This window comes from Reticulibacter mediterranei, assembly GCF_016587455.1.
This window is the reverse complement of sequence record NZ_BNJK01000001.1, coordinates 7,681,675-7,698,803: the sequence shown is the minus strand read 5'-3', so window position 1 is coordinate 7,698,803 and position 17,129 is coordinate 7,681,675. Positions and strand designations below refer to the sequence as shown.

12 protein-coding genes and 1 pseudogene are annotated in these 17,129 nt (G+C 46.7%); 2 read left to right on the top strand and 11 right to left on the bottom strand.

Features of this window, described 5'->3' with window-relative positions:
- Window positions 1-210: 210 nt before the first annotated feature.
- The 11 genes and pseudogenes from K3T83_RS33070 to K3T83_RS33025 form a co-directional block, all read right to left on the bottom strand.
- On the bottom strand, window positions 211-2,508 hold the full coding sequence (locus tag K3T83_RS33070; RefSeq protein WP_220207184.1) for a HEAT repeat domain-containing protein: 2,298 nt from the start codon (window positions 2,506-2,508) through the stop codon (window positions 211-213).
- The gene (locus K3T83_RS33065) at window positions 2,505-3,065 is read right to left on the bottom strand and encodes an RNA polymerase sigma factor (protein ID WP_220207183.1); all 561 of its coding nucleotides are present in this window, start codon (window positions 3,063-3,065) and stop codon (window positions 2,505-2,507) included. Before K3T83_RS33065 ends, K3T83_RS33070 begins: the two co-directional genes overlap by 4 nt.
- Before the next feature lie 448 nt (window positions 3,066-3,513).
- Window positions 3,514-4,185, bottom strand: coding sequence for a transposase (locus K3T83_RS56485; protein ID WP_236065037.1), 672 nt, complete (start codon window positions 4,183-4,185; stop codon window positions 3,514-3,516).
- Window positions 4,178-4,759 carry a helix-turn-helix domain-containing protein gene (locus K3T83_RS56480; protein ID WP_236065036.1) on the bottom strand — a complete coding sequence of 194 codons (582 nt, stop codon included), beginning with the start codon at window positions 4,757-4,759 and terminating at the stop codon, window positions 4,178-4,180. Before K3T83_RS56480 ends, K3T83_RS56485 begins: the two co-directional genes overlap by 8 nt.
- A 175-nt stretch (window positions 4,760-4,934) precedes the next feature.
- A complete protein-coding gene (locus K3T83_RS33055; protein ID WP_220207182.1) occupies window positions 4,935-5,669 on the bottom strand; it encodes a 3-keto-5-aminohexanoate cleavage protein in 735 nt (244 codons plus the stop codon).
- 410 nt (window positions 5,670-6,079) lie between these two features.
- A pseudogene (locus K3T83_RS58050) lies at window positions 6,080-6,396 on the bottom strand (AMP-binding enzyme); the annotation flags it as partial.
- Between the two features lie 67 nt (window positions 6,397-6,463).
- A complete protein-coding gene (locus K3T83_RS33045; RefSeq protein WP_220207180.1) occupies window positions 6,464-7,342 on the bottom strand; it encodes a GIY-YIG nuclease family protein in 879 nt (292 codons plus the stop codon).
- 372 nt (window positions 7,343-7,714) lie between these two features.
- Complete coding sequence (locus K3T83_RS33040; RefSeq protein WP_220207179.1) at window positions 7,715-8,713, bottom strand: HNH endonuclease; 999 nt, start codon at window positions 8,711-8,713, stop codon at window positions 7,715-7,717.
- 177 nt (window positions 8,714-8,890) lie between these two features.
- Complete coding sequence (locus tag K3T83_RS33035; protein WP_220207178.1) at window positions 8,891-10,009, bottom strand: three-Cys-motif partner protein TcmP; 1,119 nt, start codon at window positions 10,007-10,009, stop codon at window positions 8,891-8,893.
- Window positions 10,010-10,051: 42 nt separating this feature from the next.
- Window positions 10,052-11,188, bottom strand: coding sequence for a three-Cys-motif partner protein TcmP (locus K3T83_RS33030; protein ID WP_220207177.1), 1,137 nt, complete (start codon window positions 11,186-11,188; stop codon window positions 10,052-10,054).
- Window positions 11,189-11,408: 220 nt separating this feature from the next.
- Window positions 11,409-12,890, bottom strand: a complete 1,482-nt coding sequence (locus K3T83_RS33025; protein ID WP_220207176.1) for a radical SAM family protein — start codon at window positions 12,888-12,890, stop codon at window positions 11,409-11,411.
- A 658-nt stretch (window positions 12,891-13,548) separates the two neighbouring features.
- Between K3T83_RS33025 and K3T83_RS33020 the strand changes: the two genes are divergently transcribed.
- Together K3T83_RS33020 and K3T83_RS33015 are read left to right on the top strand one after the other, a co-directional pair.
- Entirely contained in the window at window positions 13,549-14,616 is a 1,068-nt protein-coding gene (locus tag K3T83_RS33020; RefSeq protein ID WP_220207175.1) for a TIR domain-containing protein, read from the top strand.
- Window positions 14,585-17,026 (top strand): tetratricopeptide repeat protein, encoded by a 2,442-nt coding sequence (locus tag K3T83_RS33015; RefSeq protein WP_220207174.1) that lies wholly within the window; start codon window positions 14,585-14,587, stop codon window positions 17,024-17,026. Before K3T83_RS33020 ends, K3T83_RS33015 begins: the two co-directional genes overlap by 32 nt.
- Window positions 17,027-17,129 lie beyond the last annotated feature (103 nt).

The window sequence follows — 17,129 nt, the reverse complement described above, 5'->3', positions numbered from 1 at the left end:
GATGCTTCAACAGAGATCCCTCCTGGCAGTCGAGAGCTGCTTAACAGGGTCTTTGTAAAAAAGGCACTTTCAGATGTGAGAGTGTTTTTTGTTCTACATGGGGGGGGTAGGATATCTCTATCTCTATTCATAGTGCAAAAGACAGAGGTTGAAAGGAGCTAATTATCTATAATACATTAGCTCCTTGCTGGTAATACAGAAGCCTCTCAATCAAGAAAATGGTTCAAAAGGCAGAAGAGTGTATTTCTTTTGCATTTGCCGCTGACCAACCAGTTGTACCTGCCTCTCCCTCTGGAAACGCTTTGATAACGCGTAAGTATGCAAGTGATGATGCCAAAGACGCAGGTGACTGCTCGTATGAATACTGCCAAACGCAATATCGGTCCAATCGCGAATTAAGCGAAAGAAGGGGTGGCGACGATTTGGATGTAAGTAAGCGGCAAGGCTTTGACGGATTGTCACATCATCGTGACGCACATGGTGATATCCGACGAGGCAGATAATCATCTTCATCGGTATTTTTCTTTCAAGGTCAGCAGGCTCTCTGCAAGAAAGATCACATGCGACGATCAATATTTCAGCAACAGGACGTTCCTGTATCTGTTCATACATTCTTGCCGCCATTGCACGAACTTCAGCATCAGTATCGCTTAATGCACTTTCAGTATGATGTACTCGCATATTGGGAGCCAGTGAAGTAATCAACGCATCATAGAGCGTGTGTTCTTCATCATATTGGTAGTTAAAATTGAGAACGAGCGTCTTTTCATTGCATGTATTCGCGAGTACAAAACCCTTCTTTCCCTCTACAAAATTGAGTAACGACTCGAACTTCATCTTGGCTCCTTGCTTCACAGGAGCAATGGAAGCCAAACTTGCCTGAAACTCTTTTTCCAACGGCGGCATTTGTACATGCTTCTCATCAACTGGTCGCTCACGCTGAATGTCACGTTGAATGCGTTGACTAAGCATATACTCCGCCGCCTGCTGAACCTTCGCATGCCTATCTTTCGTAAGGGCTAGAAGGACATCCAGGATACTTTCCTCATGTTCATCTCCCATCTCACCAAGCATCGTGATCGCAGCTATACGTATCTGGAGAACAGGTTCATGCAGTGCTAATCGCTTCAATGTAGCGCATGCCTTTTGCTCCCCACATTTCCCAATTGCAGAGATAGCGGCGATACGGATCTCCTCGTTGTCGTCACAATCGATGAGATGGATTAATAATGAGAGTGGCACCTGTATTCCAAGAGCGGTCAAAGCTGCTATACGTACCTGAGTACTCGTATCGGCACGAACAACATGTGCCAAAGCACCATAAACCTCCTGGTCTTGGAACTCTCCTAAAGCACAAGCCGCTGTGATCCGTACCTCTTCACAGGTATCATGAACAATTAAATGAATCAAAGCTGGCAATGCGGCCGTTTCTTTTAATTCTCCAAGCAACCAGGTTCCAATACGCCGCACACTCGCATGCTTGTGCAAGAGGGTCGAAAGCAGAAATGTACTTGAAAGTTGTTGATAGCACGACCTGGAAAGCTTTCCTAGCGCCTGTGATATCTCTTCCTGAACGATTTCATCTTCATCGGACAAGGCCAGCATGATCGCCTCAATACCCATCACTTCTCTCCGCTCTCCAAGAACATGTATGGCGGTGGCCCTCACAACGCTTTCCTCATCGTGAAGTGCTTCAAGAAAGAACTCAGTGGAGACAACATTCCCATACGTTCCAAGAATACGCAAAGCTGCTGCACGAACCATTTCGTCCTCGTCATCAGCTGTTGCCATGAGTACCTGAATAAATGCTTCTTGAGAAAGTTGTTCCTTAATCGTTCCTAGCGCCTCAGCCGCAGTTGCCCGCAAGAAAGCATTGGGATGTTTGAGCATGGCAATCAACCTCAAGGTAGGCCTTTGCTCCTCCTGTTTCGTAAGTGTCCAGATAGCCGCCTCCTGGACAAGTTCGTCTGGATCGTCGAGCGCAGCTTCTAACAATGCATAACAAGACTCCTCCTGCAAAGAGCCAAGTGCCTGTATAATTGAGGCGCGTACATGAGGTTCTGGATCATCGAAGGCCTGAAGAAGTGCTTCCTTGAAAGTCGTATCGCCAATATCAGCAATCAACTGAGCGGCGGCAGATCGTACAGATGGCGATATGTCCCGAAGGGCCTGTGTAAGCAACCGTCGTATCCGCGCAGGTATATGTTTCCCGAAAGATGCTACTGCACGTATCGTCTCAAGACGATGTTGCCATGCAGGATGGTTAAACGCTGTCTCAAAGGCTTCTTCCGATAAAATGAGTGAGAGTGACGAGGAAGAGACATGGTGCACACTTTCCTCTTGTTGAGAAAGAGCATGCGGAATAAATTCTGACGATGAGCTTCTTGCGCCTTCAATGGGAGGAGGTACAACCCGGCGTTCCTCAAGTGCAACATAGGAAATTTCCTGAAGGATTGATAGTTCATCCTTTTCATGAACAAGCATGCAGAAAGAGAACATATCTCTCATCGGTTTTCTCCTTCTAATTTTGAGGGTTCCTGTTGCAGATACCCTCTTGCCAAGCTGATATGGTTGTTTGTTGTTTTTTGCGATTGATGCAAGATGTGCGAGATCTCTTCTTTGCTTTTTCCTTGCGATAAGAGATCCATCGTTGCCTTCACTGCTGGTCGAGGAATAGCCCGAATCTGCTCGGTGACTTGCTCTAATTGTTCCTTCACTCTATACTCATGTTGATAATCAAGGACTTCTTTATGAACCAATTGCTGCCCATCAGCTACCTCCTCTACATCTAATGAGAGAGTGGCACTCTTTTGCTTGTTCACAGTGTGCAAATACTGACGCTTCGCAGCTTTACATAAATAAGCAAAGGGATATTGCAGAGATTGACGCTTGCTTCGCATACTGGTCAATACATTCTCGAAGACCGTCTGTAAAATGTCTTCAGCTTCTTGCTCGTTCTTCTCTTTCATGAGATCGAGAATATAATGTTTGAGCCTCTGACCATAATGCTTGAAAATCTCCTCGGTATAATGATCAGCCTCTCCAGATGACTTAAACATCTCCATCGACATACTCCATCAAACCCCTATGAGAGGGATGGCATAACTCAAAGACCGCCACCATCTATAAGGGATAGTAAAGTCTGAGGAGATGGCGCATGTGGCATAGAACGCTGATCTCATTTGTCGAGAACAACAGGAACTATTGCGCCTCTTTTTTCTCTACCACCACTCCTCGACACTTTAAAAGAGGAATAAAAAACAAACAATGCCCGCATTTTAGAGAAATCATTACTTTATTACTACATGCCAACATATTACAGTAGTACTCGCCTCATCCTCCTCTGTTCCAGCTTCTTTCCAGCAGCACATATATGGTTCAAATCTCTTTTAAAATATCTATCATTACATTGCATTTCATACAAGTAGAGAACTTCTATCCCATACATCTATGAGAGTCCCTACAAAGAGGGCTGATCCAACTAGTACAGCCTCGCAGAAATAACCCAGGAGCCTACAGAGACGTAAGAGGTCCTTTGTAGGTCCAGCGAAAAGCCCCGTTGGATGTACGATTGTGATAGGCAATGAATGCGAGAATACTCACACTCAACTCGTGGACCGAGAGACAACTCAAACGGGCAAGTAAGCGGCGTACGAGAATGCTGAACCAGATCTCAATTTGGTTTAACCAGGAGCTATGCTTTGGCGTGTAGACAAAGCGAATACGGTGGCTGGAATCGGAGAGAAAGGTCGCACGCGTTGCCATCGAGGCGAGATGTCCACATTTGCCTTTGATGCCCAGTTCCTCCTGGATGCCGCAGTGCTTGGCGACCAGATACACCAACGTCTCCGATTGATGGGTGTTGAGTTGATCGGTGACAAAAATCCAGGAGGTTTCTGGCTCGGTCTGGATAGTCTGTTCGATGTGTGCGGCAAAATCTTCTTCTGTGCGCTTTGGTCCAATCGTTGGAGCAATGATCTGACCGGTGGCCACCTCGAGATTGGCAATCAGGCTTTGTGTGCCGTGTCGGATATATTCGAACTCTTCGCGCTCGACATGGCCTGGCAGCATCGGCAGCGAGGGGTGGAGTCGTTGGAGGGCTTGCACCCCGGTCATCTCATCACAACTCACCACATGGGTTCCCTGCTCATGGAGCCTGGGAGCGGCTTCGTAGACCTCACACACCGTGCGGATCTGCTTGGCCAATGCGACTGGATCGTCGGCTGGCGGAGTCAGCCAGTAGCGCTTGCGATGGGGCTGTAAAGCGCTCGCCTTTTAAAAAACGCTCCACCGTGCGGGGAGAAATCGTCTTCACGATGCCGCGTTTGATCGCTTCGTCGGCCAGTTCACGCGGCGTCCAGGTGCTTACCGGCACATCTACACTGATGGGCTTTTGGCACGCCAACGCCATGACTTGCATGAACTGTTCAAAGGTAAACAGGGAAGGTGCTCCAGGACGCTGCTCATCGGTCAAGAGCACTTCGATGGCTTGACTCAGGGGTTTCTGCTTTCCGGTGGCTTCAATGGCTTGCAGACGTGACTCGGCTGTTCGCCAGCGCTCGCGCCACAATCGTACGGTTTCATGATCGACATGCAGATCCTGGGTGATCTGTGTATTGCTGGCTCCTGTTGCCGCTATCAGGATGATCTTCCCACGACGGACCAGTCGTTGGGGAGACGTCTCGCGATAGACCAGGCGTTGCAACGTGTCTTGCTGTTGCTCACTCACGTTTAAAGGGATTGCACGCCGATGGGGCATACACTTCTTCTCCTTCTCCTTGATCTTCTTTCCTTACATATACGATGAGGATACGCACGCCAGTAGGCGTGTCGGCGCAACGAACACGAGAACTTGAGCCTGAATGTCGCTCGCACCCCTGGAGGAGTTATCCTAAAAGTGGCACGAGACCTCCTCCTCTTTTCCTCTTTTGATGTTACCTGTTGCCAACTTGTCGTACTTGGTTGAGCGCGCGAGAGACAAGTTCTGCATTGTTCTTTGCCTGCTTGCCGTCAGGCAGAGTAAGGGTGTCTTCGAGGCCAATGCGTGTATCATAGCCACGTCGCAATGCGACATCAAGCAGAGACCAGACAATAGCTTCATGATCCCCGTGGAGAAGCCTGGGGAGTTGGATATGGCCTTCGTCCAGGCAGTGTATAATGGCCTCTGCTGAGGCTTGGGCAGAGTCGATTTCTTGCTCTTGTAGCTCAATCAGTATTCTCAGACAGTGGTCAGCGAAACCGAGTTTGAGGAAGCGTTGTGCGTCCTCAATACTCCAGAGACCAGCCTCGATCCCAACACCACGGGAGAGAAAATGCGCACAGAGATCGGAGGTTCCCAGTTCTGAGAAGTTCACCGAGACAAAATCAGGCAGGACGGTCCACTCTTGAATGAGATGGAGACGACGCTGGACATCGGGTTCGATCCAGATCGCGGTACTGACTCCTATAGGGATACCAGGGCAGTGCTCACGAATAGCAGTGAGTGCTGCCGCTATGTCTTGAGCAGCTAGCGATTGTTTCCCATTGGCATTTCGAGGATGGATATGCAGCGCATGTGCACCCGCAGCTACGACGAGTTGTGCATCATGGGCTAGTTCTTGTGGGGTCAGCGGGAGCGCTGGATGTTCGCCAGGAGTACGACTTCCGTTAAGGCAGGCTTTAAGTAGCATGTGATTGTCCTTTTCTCGCTCATCCTCAATGTCAGTAAGCCAACTTGCGCGACAGCCGCTCAGTTTTTTGATAGATTACCAGACTCTTTCTCTACTTTCAAGGTCTCCATCTCGGCAACAGAAGCGCCAACTTATCTCCACCTATTCTAGATGTGCAAATCGGCCACTGGCGTGAGATCCTGACTATATACCTTCCGACTTATTTCTGCGAAGCTGTACTAGCAGGGATGTTTGAGGGACTTTCTAGGAGCATACATACACAGGAGATAAAACATAAGTGCGGCTGGCTATTGAGAAAAGATGCAAAGAGCAGGGATCTGAGAGCAAACTGATGTGGACAGCTCAGTTTGCTCTCGAGTATACCTGGAGCTTCTCATTCGATACTCATTGCTGCTGCCCTACCAGTGTGGTCAATGTCGCCAGAGCCTCATCATAGTGGGCATTGGCTCCATCAGGAATTTCTGGATTTTGCCGGTGATGGTAGTCATAGGGAACGCCTCGACAAATTTGATGTAGCGTGGGATTTTGTAGTAAGCGATCTTGCCGCGACAGAAGGTTTTCATCTCCTCTCGCTTATCTGCACGCATGGTTTCAATTTGATCCAGGTAACGATTTCCTCGCCATATTTGGGACTGGGGACGCCAATGACCTGGCCATTGCTGATGTTGAGGTGAGTATAAAGGAACTCTTCAATCTCACAGGGAGAGATATTCTCGCCCCCTCGAATTGAACTTGACCCATTTTAGAAGAGTCGAGAAAGATGAATCATGCACAAGACTATTCATGAGTTTTTGCTAGTGATGATCAATAAGTTGAAATCTGGGCATGGTTTGTGACTGAGCATAAAATCCACCGAGAAGATCATTTTCCATCTCATGGAGCTGATACTTTTGAATACTTTCCTGGAACGTGACAAGTGAAAAACAAGGTGACTGGCGCTGCCAGTCCTTTTTACCATGCGTAGTAAGACGCTTTTTCACATTTTGCGTTTCCCCAACGTACAGTAATTCCTGGGTGTCGCCGTCAACAATTTTATACACGCCCGGCAAAGTTGGGGCTTCTCGGAGTGTAGATGGTGTCAGAGGCTTTAGGTCAGACCAGTGCAGTCCCATCCAATGCTTTTCATATGGGACACCTATGAGTTGCAATGGTGAGAGGCTTACACCACCTGCCAGATTATCTGGGAGATCATCTGCTAACCGGCTCCCTCGAAGATGATTTTTTCGATCTGAAGATTTGGTATAGCGTGGATGGAAACGACCGTGATTACATCTCGTCGATGCACCAAACTCCAGGCGATAGTGCCAAAGGAGGAAGAACTCCAGGCCTTCTCGTCGCTTTCTTGCCTCTTCTTTCTCATCGGAGAACGCGATGGGTGCTACGGAACATTCAAATGCGAACTGTTCAGCCTGACGCCAGGCCCAAAGCGAGGGGGCTGCTGTGTGAGGATCGTTGAAGGGCATGTCCGCCTGCATGGTATTACGGCGAAGGTCTCCTAAACGTTCCCGGAGATTTCGGCCTGTTTCGCCGATATAGAAGAGTTCGTTGATCCCAATGGCACGAATACGATAGAGTCCTGGGGTTGCAGGAAGGTGCCTGAACGTTGTGGGATCAGTAAATGGGAACCACGCTGTCCACGCAAGACCACACCAATCATCGTTGAAAAAGGTCATGTGCAATATTCCCCCGTTTTCTTGATTGTTCTTCTTATCGGTTTGAAAGGTGGAAGGAGCTTTCTTTTGCTCCTATCGTTGTCTGCTCCAATGAGTATTGGGGCCAACCAATTCCATCAAAAGAAAGGCGAGTGTAACAGCCTGAACCCTCACCAACAGGAGTTTTCCCATTCCCTCTTTGACTTGCACAAACAGTTTTCCCTTCTCTTCATTGGAAAAGGGCTGAGAACGTCGAGGCATCATGGTAATGATAGTTGGCACACGTTCTTTTTCATCTGACTCATTCCCATTTATTGGAGAAATGGACACAAGTACATCATAAAGGTTTTTATGTGTTTCTAGACAAGAAATACGAAAAAGAGAAAACGTGAATCATCCTTTGAAGATATACTCACGATGATAAGCCAGATAGTGTGCAGCAGGCACCTTCGCTTGCCTGGGCAACACCAATTTTGGCTGAAGAATAGTGCCAAAATAATGCGAGACGCCTTGATCGTTTGTCATACTCTCTTTCAGAAGAGCTGCTCGCTGAATAGCATACCCACTATTGATCGTAAGATAGCCCTGATCGAAAGCAGCATCATGCATCGGACATGCAGCGACTCCATTGCGTACATCCACTCGCTCATGCGAGGTAGACACTGCCCAGGGCTTGATATGTGAAGCACGCAGCAATCCACCACTCTGTCCAGGCAGTGAACGGGGTTCAAATCCACAAAAGACGCAGGTGCGAGAACAATTGCGCAATACCTCTAGGGCAAAGCGATGTTGTGCCAACCGAACTTTACGCTCGACCAATTTCTCGGTCAGACGATCCCCCAGGGCAAAAGTGTCATCGAGCCGCTTCAATTCCTCATCAGCATCAGCGAGGAGAAACGCACTCTCCAACGGAACATCGTCTTGTCCCGCTAACTCTATTTCTCCAGCAGCATGCTTGCTGTCAGTGAGAAAATCAGGAAAGATACTTTCATCGAGTGCTAGGTTTCGTGCCATCGTGACAATAGCGTGATAGAGGGCAAGGTAACGAGCTGGCTCAGAGGCGAGATGGGCAAAGAGCAGTGGTTCTTCACGCGCGCTATGCGTCCGTGATCCATCCAGGTTGAGCATCTTGCTGGTGAGAGAGCCAGGAGATCGACGAAAAAACGCCGCCAGCGTCTTCACCACAGAAGGCACCTGCTCGATATTGCCACCCCCATAGCGATGAGGATCAAGCACATAAAAGAGACCGTAACATAATAATGTCTCGACGGTGGTGAAAGGCACTTGCCGCTTGCCTGCTGCTGGCATCTGCCGATTCGCTATAGCAACAAGTTGCTGCTGGATTGCCTGTGGTGAGAGTTCCAGATAGGAACGCAGAACCTCTTCTTTCACGGTATCCTTACCTCAATCTCTCTTTCCTTACACCATTCTAGAAAGTGCAGACGCTTCCGTCCTTCATTATACATGAGATATGAAGGTTCCTGTATCTTTTGAAGCTTGTTCCTCTCCCGACCAGCTCCCGTCAACAGCATTGCACAAAATACCTATATTCTTTACCGCTGCCCATATTTATATAAAACAAATGAGATCTGTTGCACCATATTCGCCTTGTTTACGCGCTGGGTTGGGAGAGATAACAGAGATGCGAGAGGCACACTCGAGAGGACAGAGGGCATGTTCTCTATATCCTCTTCTAGGAAATGCGGTTTCTGCCAGGATATATTCTTCCAGAGTACACATACTGATGGTGCTACCACCAAAATGTGATACGAGTTGTTCGGTGAGTACACTATAATCCGGTTCAAGCAAAGGAAGGAAGAGTTGCCTGTTATCTTTTCCTTGTTTCTGGACAGAATATGTATATCCACAAACGGGATCGATTTGCCAGAAAATCTCCTTCATTTTTTCTATGCTTTTGAGGTTGTGCGTACAGAAGATGAGGAAGTAATCAGTTGCATTCTTGCGATGTTTGAGCCGAAACATACAAACATAGGAAGCCTTGCCGAGGGTACATAATTGTGTACGGTAGAGATCACATATTTGTTGCTCGCGATCTCCATTCAGGTCGATAGAGATCCATTGCTCACTTCCAAACACCGTTGTCAAATGGCGTTGTATCAACTTATTCGGATGAGAGAGAAAACGATTAATAGGCTCATACATAAAAGTGAGCAGTATTTCACCGTGTTGATGTTGCATAATACGACCAATGGTTGACATCGGAATATCAGAAAATCCAAAGGGATCAAGAAACGCAAAGAGAGGTGGAAATGAAGACTGTGCTTTCTCTAACGCTTCTATCCACGTAGAGAGCGTTCTGACGAATTCTCCACACTCTATCGAGTACTCAAAATGCATTGTATCCGACTGGCTAGGTATTCGTCCTTCGAGCAGCCCTCGCAAATAATTACATCTCGTTTGCTTTTCTTCGATGAAAACGAAGGTAGTTTGCCGTTGCTGCTCAGAATAGGTTCTACAATGATGCAACACATCTACTGCAATAAGCGGTGATCCTAATTCGCCTTTTGTATATTCCCCCGGACCACTGAAACCATCTAGCAGGTATATACGCTCATGCTGTTGTAATACGTCTGGGAACCAGCGTTCCAGGTAGCCACGAAGAATACGATGCTTGATTGAGGTTAATTCTGGTATGTTCCAAATAGTGGTTCGTGGTACACGCCCCATGAAACACACTCTTCCTTTGCGATGTGTTTATACACCTATTACCTAAAGAAATTCGATAAGCATATCATCAAGAGGATATCTGCCTTTTATGCGCTTAGGAGCTGGATTTATCACGCGGATTTTTGGTGGCGACGTGAGTTCCATTGGTCTCAATGCTTCCTGCTTAAAGATGACAAAAGGTGTCTCAGCCAATACATATTCTTTGATATTTGCAACACTCACCACCTGCCCTTTGAAGTTCTCTGTGAGCATGCGTTGCAAATCAGCATAATTCGGTTCGGTAAGCAACAGGGGTTGGAAAGGGTTGCTAAAATCCGAGAACTCAAAGCCACCAGTTTGATCAACGCCCCACATCGCTCGCTTCATCTCTTCCAAACCTCGGATGCTGTTAGTACCGAAGAAGAGGTAATAATCGGTAGCATTGTGCTCGTTGCGCATACGAAATGAGCGCACATAGCGTGCATGTCCTACGGCTAGCAATTGATGGCGGTACAAATCGTGCTGAAGACGCCGCCGCTCATCTGCATTCGTACTTTGCAAAGCAATCTGCCGCCATGTATCAGTGCCGAAGAGCAGGTCATAGTGTTGTTCTTTCGTCTGATACTGAACGGTGAGAAAACGATTGATTTCATCGTACATAAAGTTGATCAGCACTTCACACATAGGAAGGCTCATAATACGTTTGATCATGCTCAGTGGAGCATGTGAATAGCCAAACGGATCAATAAAGACAAACGTAGGAATAGGCCTGCCATTAGCATTTTGTCGCTCCATGAGAGTCAGGAGCTTGTCCATCTCCTCCAAAAAGGTTCCTGTAATGATTCGCGGTTGTAGTTTTGGGGCATCTCCTTTGACTCGTTTCTGTTGAACAAGTAACTGCTGAAGATGGGCGCTACGCTGAGAATCGCGTTCAATAAATATGAGTTCAACGGTTCCTCTACGGATAGCATCTTGCACCTTCTGAGCAGGATGGGTCAGTAATGTTTGCAGGGCAATGAGGGGAGAACCAATAGCTCCTCCTTCATATTCCCCAGGACCAGCAAAGCCATCAATAATACGAACACGTCCACACCGATGAATAAGAATTGGTATCCAGGCTCCAAGATAACGACGGAGGATTTCGTGTTTCGCCTGAGTATGTCTGTCCATAGACCAGATCGTGGTTTCAGGTGCCGCCATGCTTCTCTCTTTCCTTCAAAAACACAAAATATCGAATCGCAGCTAAGATGAGATGCCTCTCACGAATGCATTCCAAAGGATGAGAACAGACAACAACCGCACTATGAGGGTAAAAAGTAGAAAATTTGTTCACAAATAAAAAGAACAAGTAATAATATTACTTCTATAATAGTATGCAACATTATTACCTGTTCTGCAAGTCACACAGGAAAATCAGGCTTCACTGCTTAAATTTAGAGGCCAGTACTGGTAAAGGGTGTTTCTGTATCGCCTCACGATCTCGATAGCTAATATGGCACGCGCAAGGCATGCTAGTAATATCTCCTGCTTTCAAAAAGAGCAATGCTTCAGCGGGGTCTGCCTTACAGGGAGTCGTTTTGACCTGCGCCATCTCATAATGTGCAAGCATGGCGCGAACCCAGTGATAGAACCGTTGCTGGCGATGCAACGAAGGACGATATTTATGCGCTTTGACTGCTGGTTCCATTTCAGTTAACAGAGAGGAGACGATCTGTTCTGGAAATGATGCACGCAAGATACCAGGCATCTGTGGGGAGAAACGTAAGATATCGATGGTTATACGCTTGAGGCGCGTGCCAAGAATATCCCTCATCATCTCAAATAGGCTGTGATAATGGTCTTTGTACCCTATGATGGGAATGATGGGGCCGAGACGAATGGTATGATCCATTGCCCCATGATCAATAGCCCAGGCCAGCCCTTTCAAGCGTTCCTCTGGTGTTGCTCCTCCTGGCTCAAAAACAGATGAGATGGCAGGAGCGTTGAGGCTAATTGCTAATAATGCCAACCGTCCTTGCAAATCTAAGTATGGCTCATAAACACCTTTGGTAAGGAAAAAGCTGACAATGCCCCGTTCGGTAGAAAGATCGAGGATCGTCTGGACAAGCGATCCTCGCCCATCCTCATCAACAAACCAGGAATCTTCCTCGACTGGCCCTCCCAGCTCCGCCCAGTTGACAACACTTCCCCGTGATAGGCGCTCTAACTCAGGGATTGCATCTTCCAAGTTGAGGGAGATGCCTTTGATTCCCATTCCTTGTAAGCCTCGCAAATAACAGAAACTACATTCAGCAGGGCAAACGCCTTGCGCATAATTGCCACGTAAGAAACCACGAATGGGAGTTGCCTTGCGCTCCTCTTCCCTTGAGCGCGTTCCAGCGATCCATGTAGTTTTCCCACGTTGGTAGGCTACCACCGGTGTCCATGCTCCACAAGTGGTCCCTGCTCCACCGACAAAAGGAGCGATAAACTGTGGCTTGCCACCACCACCACGTCGCCCCAACAAGAGAATCCGCGTTTTACGCTCCTGCTCCGTCACTGTTGGCCAGCAGCGCCGATGCCAGGCAAGTGCATTGACCGCCGTATCATTGCGTCCAGATTCGTTGATAACGTGAGTAGACTCAACCAGCGAGCCAAAGCGTCGTGCCGCCTCCTGCGCTACTTGCTCCTCCGCCTCGTTATGGGCTGTGAGTAGCAAGATGGGGAGACGATCCGGCGCGACGCGTCTACGATTCTCTAGAAGTCGCCTTGCTCGCTCTCCTGCTATCCCATCAGCGACGGCAGCATCCAAAGTTACAACATCGATCTGGGCCAGTCGCTCCAACATAACAGGCATAGAGGTCCGTTGACAGGGGGGAGAGATGCCCTCCATTTGTAACGAGATTTCTGGCAACGAAGACATAATATACCTCATTCGTAATAAACTTCTCTCTGTTTTATATATTGAATTCGTGTTCTAATCAATGCAAGTGTACCTGAAAGGTAAGAAAAAAGCCAGCTAATATTCTTACTTTTTGGCAAGTGATACTCACTATATCCAAAACGAGGCATGAGAGGAAATCTGTGTAATGATAGGAGATATGTTTGTTCCACATTCTACATACAACCTAACAATGTAAATCTTGACTATTTGGTAATACCAGCTCAACATGGCCTGGCTCTTCTTTATAGAATACTAGCTGCAACACGTTGAAGTTTTCCATTTAGAAAAAGGTATTTGACCTCTTAAAACCGCTTTTTATTTACCCTCTTCCTAGTTCCAACGCTTTTTGTTCTGCTGGTTCGATAATGTAATATTGGAGTGATAGCAATAGATCATCAAGATCACGATAATAATGTGTAGGAAGAATCCAATGATAACGCCTATTATGAACCGTGATCACCCCTGTAGTGAACGGGCACGTTTTTTCTAAAAGAATCATTCTGCCACACGTTGTTGTAAGTATCAATGACCCATATATAAAGACCTTGTCGCAAAAATGTAAGTAGCATATACTTAGAATTACGCTATTCTAACTACTATTCGACATGAAGCGAATATTGTAAATGCGCAGGTGAATATGGCAATCAAAGTGTGCTTCTGCTATGCACGCCAAGACGAATTATTGCTTAATCAACTGAAAGACCACATGGACTCCTTACAACGTGAGGGATTTATAGAGATGTGGTATGACCGAAACATCGATGCAGGGTTAGAATGGGAAAAGGAGATTCTTAAAAATCTGAACGCAGCCCAAATCATTCTACTACTGATTAGCCCCGCATTCATGTCCTCAAACTATTGCTTTGGTGTTGAAATGCAACGTGCTCTCGAACGACACAAGCGCAATGAAGCACGCGTTATTCCAGTGATCATGCGACCTGTGGTCTGGCAACATACACCTCTTGGTAGTTTGCAGGCTTTGCCATTAGATGCTAAACCAGTAACGGCATGGGATGATAGAGATACAGCATTATTTAATATAGCAGAGGGCATTCATAAGATTGTCAAACAGCCACATTTTCTTCGTTCTGTAGGAACACAGCCTCCTCGTGAGAAAGGGAAACGCAAAGAAGACAATATATCTGCTTCCTCCGAAGATAGCATGAGAGGAAACCGACGTGGCCCAAAGAGTATCGACAACTTTCGTCACTTATTCAAGCAACTACGTGTACGTTCCGGGCTGAGCCAGGAACATTTAGCACAAAAATTGAATATTGATGTTGGTACAATTAAGGCATGGGAGTACGGGAAAGAGCATCCCAAAACTATTCGCTTGCTGTTAGAAATAGCAAATACATTGAAGCCGACCACAGAGGAGAGACTTGACCTGATTGAAACTGGCTTGTGGACATGGGTTCAAACCACTGAACCAGATATACGGGAACTCCATAAAGCAACTTCTCCAAGCGCGTTGGAGCGCCATTTTATAGGGCGTGATCAAGATATCAGTATCTTTAAAAATTGGCTTGATGATCCTGAAGCTCCCAGGATTCTCTATGTCCACGATGCGACTGAACAACCACAGCGGAAGGGTGGAATTGGTAAAACGTGGCTGCTCAGACAGTGTGTGAACATGATCAAGCAGGAACACCCAGACATTGGAGTTGTGATGATTGGATTTTTTCAACATCGCGGATCGAGATAAGCTCTTGCTGGCGGAAAAAATCGTTACCACGCTTCAAGAACTCTGTCCAGGCTGGTTGCCAATCAGATTTACCGAGGCGATCCAGAAGTATAGGACCAACACAAGCATTCCTCAGGACACTACCAATAACTTATTGAAGGAAGCGCTCACATCTGATTTACAAGAGGTAAATGAGCGTCTAGAGCAAGAACAGAAATCGCTGTTGCTCTGTTTTGATACCTTTGAAATAATCGAAGAAAACCCAGCAATTGTAGTCTTGAGTGAAACCTCGACATTCCCTGATACCTACCAATGCGAACATATAAAAGTTCTGATGGCAGGACGTAACGCGCTTGATTGGGAACATCCAAATTGGAAAGGACGCGAGGAAGAAGTACAGATCGTTCCTCTTCATCCGTTTAGCAGAGAAGAGACGGCAGCGTTTATAGATGGCTATCTTACTGACCCTGCTGTGGATCAGATGGATCGCGAACAGCTACTAGCCTTATACCAACGGACAGAGGGAAGGCCAATTCTCATAGGGCTGATAGTAGATGCACTCAATAACCATCTGCTCACAATAGACGATCTTGTAAAGATCCCCGTACATGAATTTGAAGGCCGCCTCGTCTCTCAAATAAATTCCCTTGCTAAACCGATGAACTGGATTGTTTTATTCATGGCACATGTCTATCATCGTTTCAATCTTGCTCTGCTGCAGCATATCTTATCTCAAGCAAATGAGCTTCCGATTGGGCCTCTTTTGAACGCCGATGAACTTGCAAGTCAGCTCGCACAGCTCTCGTTTATTCGACGTGCAGCCAATAGCGATGATTTTGTATTGCACGATGAAATGCGTCGATTGATCACCATATATTGCTGGGAGCCATTGGACCCTGATCATCGCTTTCGCAAGGAACTGAGTCGATCAGTCATGAACTACTACGTGCGTGAAACAGAGCGGGAAGTTCACGGGCCAACACGCCAGATCTACATCATTGGAATACTCTATCATCGATTGTTTCTAGACGTAGACGATGGACTACGATATTACCAGCAATATTTTCGGCAGGCCCTCCATTTACAGCAAATCTCATTCGCACGCCTTCTCTTGCTGGAAGTGCATAAGTTTCAGCAAATATTATCCAATCATCAACGACAGCAATTGCTCCTTGGCGAGGCACAACTTTTACAGAGGGAAGAGAGGCCAGCAGAGGCGCTAACCTTACTGACAGAACTGAAAAGTGGTACAGAGAGTATTGACAAAGGATCAGTATATTGGCTGAGACTGCTGCAAGAGCAAGGTAAGTGTTATCTGAAATTGAGCAACTTTGTCGAAGCAGCCGCGTGTTTTATGCAGCTTCTGGAGAGAGAGAGCATACGACACGATCAAGTATGGTCTATCGATATACTGGCTCATCTAGGATATGCTTACTTACAGATGGGCGAGTTTGAGCATGCCTTGTGCTACTTTGAAGAAGGAATTGCGCTTTCCAAGAGGCAATCAAAGAAATCACTTGGTGAGCTTCATTATGCCGATTTACTGATTGGTATCAGCGAGGTATATCGTCAACAGGGGAAGCGAGAAGAGGCTTTACGACGAGTTAAAATCGCTCATATGATGCATCGTCAAGCGTTCCTCGAAGGGCAATCAGGAGAGATAAAAATAGGAAATAGCCTTATCCAGTTAGGTAATGTATACCTGGATGGGTCAGACATTTCTCGGGCGGATCAATGTTTTCGTGAAGCCTATGACATTTATCTGCGTGCAAACTATCAGGAAGGAGTCGCAACGGCCTATAATTGCTTAGGGGTAGCGCAAATGGCTGTTGGTCAGTTAGACCTTGCCAGTCAGTGGTTTGAAAAAGCCAAGATAGCTTCTATAGAGCTTAATAGAGAGCAATATATCATCAGCTTGAACAGCTTAGGTCATATCCAGAAACAGCAGGATAACAAGGATGAGGCTATAATGCTCTTCGAGAAAGCGATAACTCTTAGTGCTGAAGCACATAAGAGTTACCAACAAGCTGAAAGTTTCATCAACCTGGCCGAGATCAGTATCCGAATGCGACAGACGGAACGCGCAGAGCATGCATTGCAAGAAGCGCGGATCATCGCTACCAAGGGAAACTATCTCCGCTTATTGGGAAAAATTGAAGAGCTTGAGGGAATTTACCATTTCGTAATGAATGATTACACTATAGCTTTTCAGCACTTCAGTGAGTATTGCCACTACATGGCGCAGTATAATCAGCAGGAATATCACGCGGCGGTACGTGAAATCACAGATAGGTTACTCGGTCTACCAGGCAATCAAATCACAACACTCAGCCAACAGTTGATAGCAAACTGGCATAGCTATGGACTGGAGAAAGATTACCCGGAATTTATACATGCCTGCAACGAGATACTCGATATGGAGGATCGCTAGCAGGCAATGCCAGATTTTTTCTGAGGATACTTACCGTCAGGAGTTTTCTAGACCTCAGAATACTCATTAGCAACGACAGGACCAGCACTACAAATTCGCTTGT